Genomic DNA, 15163 nt, shown 5'->3' with positions numbered 1-15163 from the left:
GGTTTCGCCATTGATCCTAATGCTTTTTCCGCGTCATAAACAATCATGAAACAGACTGGTACATTTATTTACATGCCAATTACTATGAACCTCACCATACTGCAATCAACAAATGGAGTTTGACTGGAATGAAGTATTTATTAACGACCTTGACTGGACTTTTACCTTACAGATCATCGTCCGTACCCTGATCATGTTTTCAGTTATTCTTGCTTTTCTGAGGATGACGGGCAAGAAAGGTGTACGTCAGCTCTCGATTTTTGAAGTAGCCATTATCATCGGACTGGGCTCTGCAGCAGGTGATCCTATGTCCAACAAGGATCATGCCGTAGTTCCCGCGCTGCTTGTATTTATCACGGTATTAGGACTTTACAGACTGATCACCTGGATAGCAGCCAAAAATGAAAGCTTTGAAAGTATTCTGGAAGGAGATCCCATTTATATCATTGAAGACGGCATGTTTAATCTTGATACCGGTGAAAGAACCTATGCAAAAGACGAGTTCTTCTCGGAAATGCGACAACAGAATATTGAACATCTGGGACAAGTCAGAACTGCCATACTGGAAACAAACGGGAATGTAAGCTTTTACTATTACGAAGATGACCAGGTAAAACCCGGTCTGCCTGTATTGCCCAAATTATACCAGAAAAAAAGCAATATCATTAAAGATTCCGGAAATCACGCCTGCACATACTGCGGCAATGTGGAGGAAATGAAGGGTGAATCAAAGAACTGCAGCCGCTGCGGACAAAATGAATGGGTACAGGCAATCCAGTCCGTCAGACTTACCTGATGATCCGGTTACTAATCCGGGGCATCATGCCTCTGCACTCATCTTTTTGACAATTCCGATCAGTGCAGACGCCAGCAGTATCGCAATTCCGCAAACCAGTCCGATTGCCGACGCGGGAAAGTGAATGAACAGCAGGCCGGACATATAGATACCCAGTACATCGGCCTGATTGCTCAGCGCCATGTAAAACCCGAACTGAGCAGCTGCTATATGGCGGCGGCACACGCTCATGAGCACAGGCAGGGCAGCAATACTGAACAGAGATTCAAACATTTGCCGCAAAAGCAATCCGGATGTGGATACCTTGAAATGAATCCACGAAGTCGATAGCAGGGAAAAGCCGATAAAGCCCGCTCCCATTACCAGTGTTACTCCCAGCAACATACGCAATGCACCCATACGATCCGACAGCCAGCCACCGATTATCGCAATGCTTACTGCAGTAATGGTACCGTAAGTACCGCTTAGTACGGACACCGACGTATCGCTCCAGTTAAGTTTTTGTATGAGATGAAGTGTAAAAATGCGCTGGAACAAACGCTCACTGATAAACACCGCAGCTACGGCAAAAAAAAGAAGCAGGCTTCTGCGTACCAGCATGGCACGGATCAGTTCTTTGGTCAGTTTCAGAAAAGGCTGCCCGCCAATAGAACCCGAATGCTGCAAGCCTGCTGCCTTGAACGTAAGGAAAGCATCCTGCGGTTTTTCCCGGATGAAAAAGGTAAGCAAAGTCATCCCAAGCAATACGGACGATTGAACAATGGCGGCAGTCTGAAAACCGGAATGATGCATAATTACGGCCAGACCGGCAGAACCTATGGCCTGCCCGCTGACCATACCGCTCTTCATTAGGGCGTTGGCCCGTCCTCTTTCCGGTTCCGGCACTACGGTAATGGCCATGGCATCCACGCTGATATCCTGCAGGGAAGCAAATACGCCATGCAGCACAAACGCACTGACCAGCACATTGAATTCACTTACAGGATCTGTAAAGAAAAGCAGCAGAAGCGAAGCCAGAAAAGCCATTATCTGCGAGAACAGTACCCAGGGACGCCTCCTGCCCATTCCTGAGTTCTGAAATTTATCGACCAGCGGCCCCCAAACGAATTTGAATGCCCAGGGCAATCCGACCAAAACGCCGAAATTAGCCAGCAACTTTGCATCGATCTGCTTTGCAGCCAGGTAATTTGTTACTGCAATCAGGGCAAAACCGGCGGGTATACCCTGCATGACGTACAGGTAAAAAAAAGAAAAGTAACGTAGCCTTTGACTTTCAGTAAGCGTTTTCATGCAGGTAAGCTACGTAATTCGAGGTAGTTATGAGGTTTTCAGGACACAACGCCTGCATGTGCCACGTTTCTGAAACAGCATTCCATGGTCAGTATCCGGGCATATCTGTCAATATAAGTAAAATTTACCTTTCTGCAATAGTACCAACTGAATAGTAAAGCTGCGCAACGGCTTTCTGATACCCGGCTACAAGCTCGGCCATTTTAATTTTCATGTCGATAAGCTTGGTTTCACGGCTGTTGATCAGAAAGAGCGTACTTTCTCCCAGATCGAATTTGGCAAGTTCGCCATTGAGCAGGGTTTGCTGGTTTTCGATGCTGAGGTTCTGGATGGCCAGCTGCGATTCATAGGCTACAAGGTTGTTGAAGGCATTGAGAATATTGGTGTTTATTTCACGTCCCGTCTGTTTTACATCATATTGCAGGGCAAGTTGCTTTACTTTTATTTCCTGCAATTTGCCACGCTGGGCTCTCAGGAACAATGGAAATGAAAAATCGACGCCGAGCTTGTAATTACTCCATTGCAGATCATAATACTCAGGAACGTAATTGCTGAAATCGGTTCGGCTGGTGATAAGTGAGGCGCTGAGGTTGAGCTTGGGTTTCAGCATTTCCCTCCGGTAATTTCTTTCCAGCTGAAGTTGCAGGCCTTTATTCTTTAACATCAAAAGTTCCGGATGTGTGCTGGACGCATTATCGATCAGGGTTTCAAGCTGGCTTCTGTAATAAGCGGAAGCAGGCGGCTCGGTATTCTGAGGAACCGTATTTTCTGTCAGTTCCACCGGCTCTTCACGCTCGTTCCAGAGATGATTCGACATCAGCAGGCGCGTGTTATTCAGTTCCACCTTAATTTTTTCAAGCTGAAGGCTGCGTTCCTGAAAAGTAATGGCGGCTTCTACGGAATCTATGGCCGGCTTGTCACCGAGCAGCGTCTGATTTTTCACTGCCACAAACCTTTTGTATGCCAGGTCAGCGCCTTCGCGGATCAGCTCGTACTGACGATAGGCATAAAACCAGTTCCAGTAATCCTTTACTGCGGTAAACCAGACCTGATTGATCTGTTTGATTTTTTCTGCTTCTGCATAATTCACCATTACTTTGGACTGCCTAAGCGTATTCCTTCTTGAATCAATCAGAAATCCCTGACCAATGGGAATACTCAGCCCAAGTCCGGTAAGGCCGGGTACTCCCGTCCGGGTTTCCGGGTTGGTGTAAGTTCCTACAAAGCGGTCATATCCGACCTTCAGATCTGCTCCTCCAAGCCATACAGGAATTTTTAGCTCGTTTGACCAATTGTTATAATATTCCGTATTACCGAATGTTTTCCTGCCGAAATAACTTTTCAGAGCCGGATCAAAATCGCCCCATGCCTGCTGCACTTTCGCCCTTGCCTCGTCGGTCAGCAGTCCGGCCTGCTTTACAACAGGATGATTCGCAAGAACTATCTGCTCAAAATCATTCAATGCAAATACCCGCGCAGTTTGATTCAATGTATCCGTTTGTGCACGACATGTTACAGAATGTGCAACAAGCATATATACCAAAGAAAGTATCAGCCTGTTTTTCGTTAAATGCTTAATGCTGAACATTATTCCTGCTCCTTTTATCGTAATCATTTAGTTGCTGCCTCTTCTTTCGGCTCGGCATTCAGGCTCGGCGGAAATCCGTTGAGCAGTCGCCAGATTTCGTACCATAACGGAACAGACCTGAGAATAACACGGCCGTAAACACCCGACCCCTGCCGCAGCTGTTTGGGCCAGGGCTGGTCTTTTTCCGGAACGGGGACGGTTGGCTTTACGAGCAGACGGTACTTGCCGCCTTCGCTGCTCACCAGGTCAATCACCGACACTTTTCCCGCAAAAGTACCCACCGCGACCGATGGCCAGCCGGAAAACTGGACAGACGGCCAGCCTTCAAACTGCAGGCGCACATCGCTGTTGTTCAGGATCAGCGGAACATCCATTCCGTCCACATAAATTTCTGCTGCTACCATCGGCGTTTCCGGCTGAAGCGTTGCAATGGACTCACCTTCCTTTATATTCTCACCGATTCCCGCTTTTAACGTTTTAACCACATAGCCGCTTTGAGGTGCGCGGACCACATACAGACCGCGCCGAATGTTAATGTTTGAAATTTCATTGCGCAGCTTGGAGATTTCTCCCTGCACGCTAACCCTGCTGGAAACTGCCGAGCTCATGTCAGACTGCGCCTTGGCCAGTGACTGTTCATATTCCGCCCGGATATTGTCCAGCTCGATGCGCGCATTTTGCAGCGACTGCACCGAATTGCTGAGCTTGTTTTGCTGACTGACCACTTTGGCATTGTCTTCCTGCAGTTTAAGCCTGCGGGATTCGATATCCGTCAGTGAAAAAAGCCCGTTGCGGTAACCGGTTTCATACCGTTCAAGGCGCGATTTGGTAATTTCAAAAAACCGCTCGACCGCCACGAGCTCCGCACTGTCAATTTTCACGTAATTTTCGGCCTGCCGGACTTTGTTCTGCGCTGCGTTCAGCTTGATCGTCAGACCTTTGTTCAATGCCTGCATCTGAGCCGTAGTTGCTGCCATTTTCTGGGCTGCTGCCTCTTCACTTCCTCTTTTTGCCATTAGCTGTTCCTGCAGACGCAACGGCAGTTCAGGGTCAAAATAGGACTGGCTGGTTTCCGAAATGATCAGGATCGTATCGCCTTTATTTACACGCTGCCCTTCTCTTACAGCCCAATGTTCAATCCGGCCGCCAATCTGGTTCTGAACGGTTTGCGGTCTGTCTTCCGGCCTGAGTGCGGTAATGTGCCCGCGACCGGAGATGGTTTGCCGCCACGGCAGAAAGAGAACAATAATGAAAAGCAGAAGCAGCACCAGCATGATCCTGCCCAGAAGTTTCGGCCATCTCGTTTTCAGGACCTCGTTTTTGGAAAGGACGCCCATGTCCTCCCAGGTTTCATTTTCCACCAAATTACCAGCCATTGTTCACCTCGCTTTCTTCAAGTTCAAGATCGGTAACAGCTGCAAGCTTTTCGCTTCCTGTTACCATATCAAATAGTGTATTCAGACTTGTCATAAATTTTTCAACGGCATAACTGATTTGTACGACAATTACCTCGGCCGCTACAAACTGGCCCAGTGTCATTTGCCGCTCAATGACGTAATAAGAACCCAGAAGTAAGAGCCCGCCCATCAGTATGGTACGCAGGACGACCGAACTTGCAAAGAATTTTTTCAGGATCAGAAAGTGTGCGTTTCTGGCTTTCAGGTATCGGGACGTAATCCTGTCCGTTTCCAGAATGACTTTCGTGAGTTTGTCGGACTGATACCGGTACTGGTCAAGATCGGCAGCTACGGATTCAAGATAAGCTACCACTTCATATTTGTACTCCGACTCGTCAATGCTTGTCATCACGCCTCTTTTGTAGAACAAGCCCAGCATCAGCAGTATGACCAGTACGGTAAACACACCGAACACGATAAAAATCGGATGATAAAAAGAAAGCAGAATGGCCGCAAAAAAGATCTGGACAGTGGATGCGACGACGTCCACGAGCAATTTGGTAAGCCCTTTCTGGATGGTAATCACATCAAAAAAACGGTTTACAAGTTCCGGCGGGTTCTCACCGCTGAATTCGTTTTTTTTGATCCTTGGAAAACGGTAGGCAAATTCAAGTGCTGCTTTCGCAAAAATTTTCTGTTCGATTACTTCAACGAGCGTCAGCTGACCAATCAGCAACAAGCCTCCGGTCACCACTCCCAGCAGCACAACACCGATCAATATATACGTAGAACTGTACAGTGCACCGTTGGACAGAAAGTTAAAAACTGCCGTTGTTCCCAGCGGCAGCGTAAGTCCGATCAGACCGATGAGGATGGCATAAATAAAAATATAGTTGATTGTGGTCCTTTCCACGTAAAGTATCCCTATCAATCGCTCCCACGGAGTCGGTGTTTCGACATGATGTCCTTTCTTCATCGGTTGGTATTTGTTTACTTTTATTTCATATGCCTTTTAGTTCTTAAAGACCTTTTACAGCAAGAAGGCCGGCAAGCGGCTTTGTGATTTCAAAATTTTTTCATAGGCATGCACATTATCGCAAGCATCGTTTGGATACGTTGCCGAATGCATTGATAACGTTTTATACTTCTTTGATAAACAAAGGCTTATAAATACAGAAAAAATGATGATCATGAAAAACACCTGAACAGCCGGATTAAGGAAGAAGGTATATAGCAGGCAAATATTCAAAACAAAGCTAATAACGAAGGCGGTAAAATCTACAACTTTTTGACGTTGGATAATTTTAATCATAATTTAATGTGTTGAAACTTAATGTTCTTAACACAAAAATATTGTGCCCGGCAAAGTGCATTACCGGTTCAGAACAGCAAGTCTGAATGGGGCAAAACAGGCCCTTAAAACGGCATAATGGTAAAAAAACCTGCCTTGAAGTAACTGATATGTCTGTTTTTGAATACAGTCATATTGTCAGGCTATATGCCAATATTTCGTAAAAGTTCAGGAAAATTGCGGAATCAACCTTCCAGTGTTCGGAGCAACTTTTTATTCTTCATCCGCAGGTAAACGCCATTGGTCCAGCCAAAGCCTTCCTGAATTTCGTATTCTCCGCCGCCAGCAATGAGGTTGGTGTCAGAGACATTGTATTTTTCAAGCATCCTTCCGGAATGTTTGAATTCCTTGTCGATAAGCCCGAGCCATTCTGCTGAAAGTTCGTCAGCAATCTGGTGAAAGTCGTAATTCCGTAATCCTTTGTAAACAATCCATTGCAAGGGCGCCCATCCGTTCGGGGCATCCCACTGTTGCCCGGATTTTATCTTTGATGTCAACAATCCGCCGGATTTCATGAAACTCAGGCGTATATAAGCCTTTACAAAGCGTGCCTGCGGTCTGGAGGCCAGTTTGAAAAACAAGGGAAAAGCGCCGGCGAGCGTTACGGCTTCTGTAAAATCACGCTTTTTAAAATCATAGTCCATGTAATACCGCTTGCTGGCGTCCCAGAAATAGGTCTGGATTGCACCGGCACGCCGCGCAGCCTTTGTTTCATAAGCCTCGTGCAATTCCGTATTTTCTTCAAGCTGGTATGCTTCTGCAAGCGTTTTTTCCAGAAAATACATCAGACAGTTCAGGTCGACCGGTAAAATATCCGTTGTGTGGACCGTTGCAAAATCGTTTTCATCCGCAAACCAGCGGCTGCTGAAATCCCAGCCGGATTCGGCTGCTGCCCTGATGTGCCGGCAAGTATCTTCGGGCGGAGCCTTATACTTTGTAAAAGCCTCATGGCCAAGTTCCACATCCTCTATGTAGGATTCCGGCCTCGGTGTGCATTTATCGTCCCAGTATCTGTTCAGGATATTTCCGTCAGGAAGGTTTACGATCCTGCGGTGCGTACTGAAATCCCCTTTCGTGTCGCCCGCATCCATCCAGTAATCATATTCGCGCTGCATATGCGGAAGGTATTTTTTCAGGATCTGCTTTCCTCCTGCCTCGCTGTACAGTTTCACCATCAGGGAGAAGAAAGGCGGTTGCGAACGGCTCAGATAATAAGTACGGTTGGCAGTAGGAATAAATCCGAAACTTTCGATCAGGTAAGCAAAATTATTGATCATATGCCCGATCAGTTCTGTCTTCCCCGATTCTTTTAACCCCAGCATTGTGAAATAACTGTCCCAATAATAAATTTCCCGGAAACGCCCGCCCGGCACCACATAAGGTTCGGGCAAAGGGATCAGCGAACCGCCGAGCTCCTGGCTTTCCGGCTGCCTGGTCAGCACAGGCCATAATTTTTCGATGTGCTCGGTAACAGACTGGCTTCGGTCGGGTTCAAACGTGGAAAGGATATGGGCCGAAATGCGAAAATATTCGTTGACAAATCCGGCCAGGTCAAATCCCGAACGATCCTTTTCCTGATGATATTTTTCCATAATCAAAGCCGGTTCCTGCAATGGAACCGCATCGGCAAAAGTTTTGGAATCTTCGAAAATAGAGCTGTTCTGAACGTCCTGGAATAAACTTCCGTACAAATCTTCGGGAGAAATATGCGTGTGACCGTAAGTAAATGAAGGTTCAGCAAGTGGGTACAATCTGGTTCTGTTTAGGTTGGAAACGGGAGTATAAAAAGCATCAGACCAGGTTTGCAAAGCATTCTTTTTGATACAGCAATTAACTTTTTCAATTCTGATTCAATCCTTTGAAAAAGTTAAAAGCCTGCTTTTCAACAAGCTTGCTTGACGTATTTTTCCTGGCATGCACCGGTATTAGATTTACAGACCCGTAATTATCATGCCACTTGTTTGTCAGTGCGTTCTTTCCCGTTCAGCTCGCCAGCAGACTTAAAACTGAAAAAACAAGCCGCATCGGCACCGGGCCGGTTTCCGTTTAATAAGTTGCGCCAAGGTTTATAGTAAGCGGCAGCAGTCATATGGATTATCTTTGGTAAAAGTCAAACCAGCTCACGTTCCATGTCACCAGATTTACTTCACCGATGCCTCGCCGGCAGGAAACTTCTTCTCTTGTCCTTTTTTCTTTTCACAGCGGCAGCCGCCTATGCACAGCCCGGCATTGAATGGGGATGGCTGTACCCGAAAGCGGGCGTAGATAAATTCAGGTCTGTAACGGCAACCCGGGATGGCGGGTATATCGTTGCAGGTACTTTCTCTGCAATTCCTCCGTCTTCAGACTTTCAAAATTTCGATGATTTCCGGGTCATAAAAATAGCTTCATCCGGAATCGTTGAATGGGAAAAGACATTGGGCGGCGCAGGATCGGAGTACGAACCGCGCATCGTTCAGACAGCAGACGGCGGCTATCTGGTCGGAGGTACATCCACGTCTGACAAAAGTGCGGATAAATCGGAAAACGACCGTTCTGCCATAGAATACGAGCGCGGAGATTTCTGGATCATCAAACTTTCCGCCAACGGAACGATGCAGTGGGAAAAAACCATTGGCGGCAACAAGTCGGATCGGCTGGCAGTAATAAGACCAACTGCTGACGGCGGCTATTTGCTGGGCGGTTCATCCTTCTCGGATATCAGTGCGGATAAAACAACCGCTGCAAAAGGCTGGGATGACTTCTGGATTGTCAAGATCAATGCGGGCGGGGCCATACAGTGGGACAAAACGTTCGGAGGCAGCGGACAGGAAGGACTGGGCGGATTGCTAATAACCAGTGACGGCATTCTTTTAGGAGGCTACTCCGATTCGAATGCAAGCGGCGACAAAAGCGAAAATGCGAAGGGTATCTGGGATTACTGGCTGGTAAAACTTTCACCCGACGGAACGAAGCTCTGGGACAAAACAATCGGCGGCGACCAATTTGACGAAATGGTCGATATGCAGGCTACTTCGGACGGCGGAGTGATTATTGGCGGTAACTCTGAATCAGGGATAAGCGGAGACAAAAGTGAAAAAAGCAGAGGAGAATGGTACGACCACTGGATCGTAAAAACCGATGCTTTGGGTAATATACAGTGGGACAAAACGCTTGGAGGGTCAAAATCGGAAAGTCTGGGCTCGGTCAGACAAACTCCGGATGGAGGCTATATCATAAGCGGCGTTTCTGAATCGGGTATAAGCGGTGATAAAACGCTGCCAAACAGAGGCACTTTCAGCGCATGGCTTGTGAAGCTGGATGCAACGGGGAAAAAGCTTTGGGAAAAAACCCCGGGCGGAGACGGAAGTGATGATTTTTCAAGAGGAACACGAACGATCCCCACTGCAGATGGCGGCTATCTGATGATCGGATCGGCTGGCGGTTCTACCGGATCGGGCGACATCATGCAGAAACCATTGCAGGAAGACGGATGGATTGTCAAGCTGCAAGCGGACGGCAACACCAAAAAGCTGGCATTTTCTGCCGAAACGCTGGATTTTGACCTGTTCAGCTCTACGCCGGACTCTGTCCGGAATGTAATCATTTCTGCCAGTGCGGGTATGCCTGAAATTACCCTTCGCAAATCGGATGCCAAATGGCTTGATCTGCCTTCACCGGCAACCGGATCAGTGCCGTTCACCGTCAAAACCGCAGGTGTCAGGCCCAACCGGTACAGTTCCCTGGTCACGGCCGTCGCTCCCGGGTACGTCAGGGCAGTTCTGAAAGTAAACCTGCTACTTAAAGATGCAACCATGGCACCAAAGCTCAACCGGATCGGCGACAAAGAACTGTTGCCGGGCGGGACACTGAATTTTACTGCAACTGCGACAACAAGATATGGACAAACCAAGACATTTTCTCTTCTGAACCCGTTAGCCGGTGCAACGATTAATGCCTCTACGGGTGCTTTCAACTGGGCTGCACCTTTTCAGACAGGATCATACTCATTTACAGTCCGGGTCAGTGCCGTCAATTACCCCTACCTTTACGAAGATGAAACCTTTACAGTAAAAGTAGTGGACCCTGCTGATGCCACTGTTATCCGGATCAATGCAGGCGGCAAGGCTTTCACAACTGCCGACGGCCATGTGTTCCAGGCTGACACGTTCTATGTGAGGAATACCCGCACCAGTTCGGCGGAGGGCGTTGAAATCCTGAACACACAGGACGACGAGCTTTACCGGAGCGGACGTTGCGATCATAACTTCAGTTACCAGATTCCTGTTCAAAGCGGTATTTACAGGGTTACCCTTCATTTTGCCGAAATATACTGGGGCGTTTCTCCCAACCGTCCTGCCAATATATACCGACGACGGTTCCACGTTGAGGCAGAAGGCCAGAGAAAACTGGATGATTACAAAATTTTACAGAAAGCAGGTGCGCCGCTCACAGCAGTGCAGGAATCTTTTGAAGCAAGCGTTACAGACGGCTTTCTGAATCTGGATTTCCTGAAAGGCCGAAGTGACCTGCCCAGAGTATCGGCTATAGAAGTACAAGCCATCCAACCGTTAAGTTTATTATCGATAGCACCTGTGGCGGATGCGTATGTCCGTTACGGAAGCAGCTCGCAGGCCAACTATGGCCTTGAACAAACCATTGATCTGAAAGAAACCACCAAGGCAGAGCTTGCCCGCACGGCATACATCAAGTTTTCCCTGGCAAGAGCAAGCGATGTACTTAGCGCAAAGCTTCGTATATACGGACGAAACTATGAAGGCACCAACTATGTAAGGGTCGGACTGACCGGAATTGACAACGACAGCTGGTCGGAAACCGGCATAACCGGAAGCAATGCGCCCACCGGCCCTTCCACGTTCCTGCAATCTTTCGCCATTGCCGGCTATCATCATACGGCAAGGTTTTTCGAAGTTGACATTACCGAGTACGTACAAATGCAGTTTGCTCAGGATAAAATACTGACATTAAAGCTTGCGGATCTGTCTGATTCCAATAAAAGGATCATTTTCAACAGCAGGGAAAATGCAGTAAATCCGCCGGAACTGCTTGTTGTGACCTCTTTTCCGACGAACTCCAGCACCAGAATGACTGAGGTGCACACTTCTGATCGTATTGAAACCGAGACTGAAAGCGAACTTGCCGCTTCAAGTGTTTTCCCGAACCCGGCCCAGAAACGTTTTACCGTTCAGATCGGCAACAGGCATCAGGAAAATATTTCTTTGGAGCTGATCAATGCGACGGGCATCAGTTATCCGGTTAAAACAAATGAAGAACTGCATGCCGGCAGCAAAGTGGAAGCGGATGTTTCCGGTTTGTCTTTAAACAAAGGAATTTATCTGCTTAAAGTACATTCTAGTAATACTTCTGAAATATTGAAAGTGTTGATTACAGAGTAATCTGACTGCTGAAATGCCCGGTTTTATCCGGGCATTTATTTCATTTTGATCAAAGAAAATTCTTACTATTTAACCCTTAATCGCTCACATTACATGTATTTACATTTATCTGCTAAAAATCATTTATCAGGAAACTTTCTACACAGAACTTTTTCCAATTACCTGAAACGGTACCTGATTTTGATCTTGATCCTCTTCTTAACAGGAAATTTGCTGGCACAGCCCGCAGTAGAATGGGACAAACTGCAAACACTTTCACCGGGATTCGGGCCTTACCCTACAGTAGCATGTCAAACGACAGATGGCGGGGTGATGATCGGATTCGCAGCTGTTAGTAATGTGGGGTCTAAATACTTTATACTTAAACTGGATCGTAAAGGAATCAAAGAGTGGGAAAAAACATATGGTGGAAATAAAGACGACGAATTAAAGTCTGTTATCCAGACATCCGATGGCGGATACCTGATCGGAGGCCAGTCCGACTCTGATGCCAGTGGTGATAAGTCAGATTCCGCCTATTCCATTAGTACTGATTACTGGATTATCAAGATTACCGCAGACGGAACCAAACAATGGGACAAAACATATGGCGGAACAGGCACAGACAATCTGGCAACAACAATACAGACTTCTGACGGAGGGTATCTCGTTGGCGGTTTGTCAAGTTCTCCTGCAAATGGGATTAAATCCGAAAATCCGTATGGAGAATTTGATTACTGGGTGATTAAACTTGATGCAAACGGAAACAAGCAATGGGACAAAACCCTGGGTGGATCCTTGCGAGATGGTGTTTCATCTTTAATACAGGCACCCGATGGAGGTTTTATCGTAAGTGGCGATTCCGATTCAGAAATCAATGGAAATAAAACTGCAGGTTCCAAGGGTTCGTATGATTACTGGATTGTAAAACTTTCAGCCAGCGGCACCAAACTATGGGACAAAACCTATGGTGGCAATGGATTCGACCGCGATCCTATCATTGTGCGAACCGAAGACAACGGGTATTTGCTTGCCGGAAACTCCTGGTCCGATGCAGGTGAAGATAGAACAGCTCCCAATATCGGCTATTACGATTTATGGATCGTTAAAATCAATTCAGAAGGAGAAAAGCAATGGGACAAAAGCTACGGCGGAAATGAATATGATATGATTCAATCCATTCAGCCAACACCCGATGGAGGATATCTGATCGGTATGGTATTTTATTCTGACCTCGGTGACACCAAGACGGATCCAACAAGAGATTTCGATGATAGCTGGATCATTAAAATAGATGCCAGCGGGACCAAATTATGGGATAAAAACCTGGGAGGCAGCCCTCGCTCAATAAGCACTTTAGCTGGTGCTTTTGCTACTTCCGATGGCGGGTATCTAACAACCGGATATTCATATAGCTATACTGCAGGCGGTGATAAAACCGAAGCTGGACCAGGTGTCTGGACCGTGAAGTTACTCGCTGAATCAAACAACAAAAAGCTTGCATTTTCTGCCGACTCGCTGGATTTTGTCCTTTCAAGTATCCCGACTGACTCTACCCGAAATGCAAGCCTTTCTGCCAATTACGGTTCGCCGGAAATTACGCTCCGCAAATCCGCTGCCGACTGGCTGGATTTGCCTTCGCCTGCACTGGACACATTGCCGTTCACCGTTACTACTGCAGGTATTGCGTCGGGTCAGTATAGTTCGGTGGTTGCCGCAACAGCACCCGGATATGCCAGAGCATTGCTGAAAGTCAACCTGACCGTCAATGAAGTCACCAATTCTCCGGTACTCAGCCCGATTGGAGACAAGGTGCTGCAGCCGGGCGAAATACTGAAGTTTACAGCGGATGCAACAGCAGGATTTGGACAAACCAAGATCTTTTCGCTTGTAAACGCCCCTGCCGGCGCTTCCATTGATGCTTCTACTGGCGCTTTCAGCTGGAACACGCCGTGGGAATCCGGTACTTATCCGTTTAATGTCAGGGTCAGTATTGCGGGCCATCCGGACCTTTATGATGAAGAAACCATTACCGTTATCCTGAAGCTGACGGATCCAGCAGATGTGCCTGCTATCCGGATCAATGCCGGCGGCAAGGAATTTACAACTGCTGACGGCCGTGTGTTCCAGGCTGATGCGTTTTTTGACGGTAGGCGTACAAGCTTTGTCGGGCAAGTTGATATCCTGAACACACCGGATGACGACTTGTACCGCAACACCCGCAGTGAAGATTTTTTCAATTACGACATTCCGGTACAAACCGGCGTATACAAGGTTACGCTTCATTTTGCCGAAATATACTGGGGCGTTTCTCCCAACAGGCCGGCCATCGATATCAGGAGAAAGTTCAACGTGGAAGCTGAAGGCCAGCTAAAACTGGAAAATTACAGCATTCTCCGGAAAGCAGGCGCGCCGCTTACCGCAGTAACAGAAACTTTTGAAACAGACGTAAAAGATGGTTTTCTTAGCCTGCAGTTCGTAAAAATTGCAGACCGGGCTTCCGTAGCTGCTATCGAAGTTGAATTTATCAAACCATTGGTAGAGCTTTCGACTGGACCTGTTGCAGATGCTTATATTCGCTACGGAAGCAGCTCGCAGACCAACTTCGGACTTGAACAAACCATTGACCTGAAATCAAATACAAACTCCGATTATGACCGTGCAGCGTATATGAAGTTTTCGCTGGCCGGGTTGAGCAGTATCAATAATGCACGGATTCGCATTTACGGGCGTAACTATGAAGGCAGCAAAACCGTTCAGGTTGGCCTTACCGGTATTGACAATGATAACTGGACGGAAACCGGAATCACGGCGAGCAATGCACCATCCGGCAATTCTGTATTTCTGGGAAAGTTCAATTCCATGCGGAAGGCCCGGTTTTATGAAATTGATATTACTGAATTTGCAAAATCGCAGCTTGCACAAGACAAGACGTTGACGCTGATCCTGGCCGATTTGTTCGCGACCAATAACAGGGTCATTTTCAACAGCAGGGAAAATGCCGTAAACCCGCCTGAACTGATTGTGACGACTACTGAACCGGTAATTTCATCCGCAAGAATGGCCGAGTCAGAAATAGCAAAAGAAGCCGGAGAGGAAACGGAAAGCTCAATCATTTATCCAAATCCGGTAAAAGACCGCTTTACAATCCGCGTGGGAAGTCGGCACCAGCATGCCATCGGCTTGTCGCTTTTCAGCGAAACGGGCAACCTTATCCCGATCAGTACGCCCGAAGGTCTGCAGGCGGGTGCTGTTTCCGATATTGATATAAGCCGCTTTCGGCTTCCGGCAGGCATTTATTTGTTAAATATACAGTCGGCTTCCACCTCGGAAACCCTGAAAGTGCTGCTTGCAAATTAGATTAGT

9 protein-coding genes are annotated in these 15163 nt (G+C 47.3%); 3 read left to right on the top strand and 6 right to left on the bottom strand.

Features of this window, described 5'->3' with window-relative positions; all coding sequences use genetic code 11:
- Window positions 1-112 precede the first annotated feature (112 nt).
- On the top strand, window positions 113-796 hold the full coding sequence (locus FEM55_RS15760) for a DUF421 domain-containing protein (protein WP_138282306.1): 684 nt from the start codon (window positions 113-115) through the stop codon (window positions 794-796).
- A gap of 24 nt (window positions 797-820) precedes the next feature.
- Here the strand turns inward: FEM55_RS15760 and FEM55_RS15755 are convergent, their stop codons facing one another.
- The 6 genes from FEM55_RS15755 to treA form a co-directional block, all read right to left on the bottom strand.
- A complete protein-coding gene (locus FEM55_RS15755) occupies window positions 821-2086 on the bottom strand; it encodes an MFS transporter (RefSeq protein WP_138282305.1) in 1266 nt (421 codons plus the stop codon).
- Window positions 2087-2210: 124 nt separating this feature from the next.
- A complete protein-coding gene (locus FEM55_RS15750; protein ID WP_229209286.1) occupies window positions 2211-3575 on the bottom strand; it encodes a TolC family protein in 1365 nt (454 codons plus the stop codon).
- A 122-nt stretch (window positions 3576-3697) separates the two neighbouring features.
- On the bottom strand, window positions 3698-5050 hold the full coding sequence (locus FEM55_RS15745) for an HlyD family secretion protein (protein WP_138282303.1): 1353 nt from the start codon (window positions 5048-5050) through the stop codon (window positions 3698-3700).
- The gene (locus FEM55_RS15740) at window positions 5040-6047 is read right to left on the bottom strand and encodes an ABC transporter transmembrane domain-containing protein (protein WP_138282302.1); all 1008 of its coding nucleotides are present in this window, start codon (window positions 6045-6047) and stop codon (window positions 5040-5042) included. The genes FEM55_RS15745 and FEM55_RS15740 overlap by 11 nt, the downstream gene beginning before the upstream one ends.
- Window positions 6048-6101: 54 nt before the next feature.
- The gene (locus tag FEM55_RS15735; RefSeq protein WP_138282301.1) at window positions 6102-6383 is read right to left on the bottom strand and encodes a hypothetical protein; all 282 of its coding nucleotides are present in this window, start codon (window positions 6381-6383) and stop codon (window positions 6102-6104) included.
- 224 nt (window positions 6384-6607) lie between these two features.
- A complete protein-coding gene (gene treA / locus FEM55_RS15730; RefSeq protein ID WP_138282300.1) occupies window positions 6608-8173 on the bottom strand; it encodes an alpha,alpha-trehalase TreA in 1566 nt (521 codons plus the stop codon).
- Window positions 8174-8551: 378 nt separating this feature from the next.
- Between treA and FEM55_RS15725 the strand changes: the two genes are divergently transcribed.
- Both FEM55_RS15725 and FEM55_RS15720 read left to right on the top strand, forming a co-directional pair.
- Window positions 8552-11818 (top strand): CBM96 family carbohydrate-binding protein, encoded by a 3267-nt coding sequence (locus FEM55_RS15725; protein WP_138282299.1) that lies wholly within the window; start codon window positions 8552-8554, stop codon window positions 11816-11818.
- 186 nt (window positions 11819-12004) lie between these two features.
- A complete protein-coding gene (locus tag FEM55_RS15720) occupies window positions 12005-15157 on the top strand; it encodes a CBM96 family carbohydrate-binding protein (RefSeq protein WP_171036576.1) in 3153 nt (1050 codons plus the stop codon).
- Window positions 15158-15163 lie beyond the last annotated feature (6 nt).

The sequence above is a fragment of the Dyadobacter sediminis genome (genome assembly GCF_005860765.1).
In the GTDB taxonomy this organism is placed as follows: domain Bacteria; phylum Bacteroidota; class Bacteroidia; order Cytophagales; family Spirosomataceae; genus Dyadobacter; species Dyadobacter sediminis.
Note: the sequence above shows the minus strand (reverse complement) of the source record. Positions and strands in the feature narration are given on the sequence as shown.

Coding starts and splice junctions, on each gene's coding strand:
- FEM55_RS15735 (WP_138282301.1), bottom strand. CDS start 6,383: ATGATTAAAATTATCCAACGTCAAAAAGTTGTAGATTTTACCGCCTTC.
- FEM55_RS15725 (WP_138282299.1), top strand. CDS start 8,552: ATGTCACCAGATTTACTTCACCGATGCCTCGCCGGCAGGAAACTTCTT.
- FEM55_RS15755 (WP_138282305.1), bottom strand. CDS start 2,086: ATGAAAACGCTTACTGAAAGTCAAAGGCTACGTTACTTTTCTTTTTTT.
- FEM55_RS15760 (WP_138282306.1), top strand. CDS start 113: ATGGAGTTTGACTGGAATGAAGTATTTATTAACGACCTTGACTGGACT.
- FEM55_RS15740 (WP_138282302.1), bottom strand. CDS start 6,047: ATGAAGAAAGGACATCATGTCGAAACACCGACTCCGTGGGAGCGATTG.
- FEM55_RS15745 (WP_138282303.1), bottom strand. CDS start 5,050: ATGGCTGGTAATTTGGTGGAAAATGAAACCTGGGAGGACATGGGCGTC.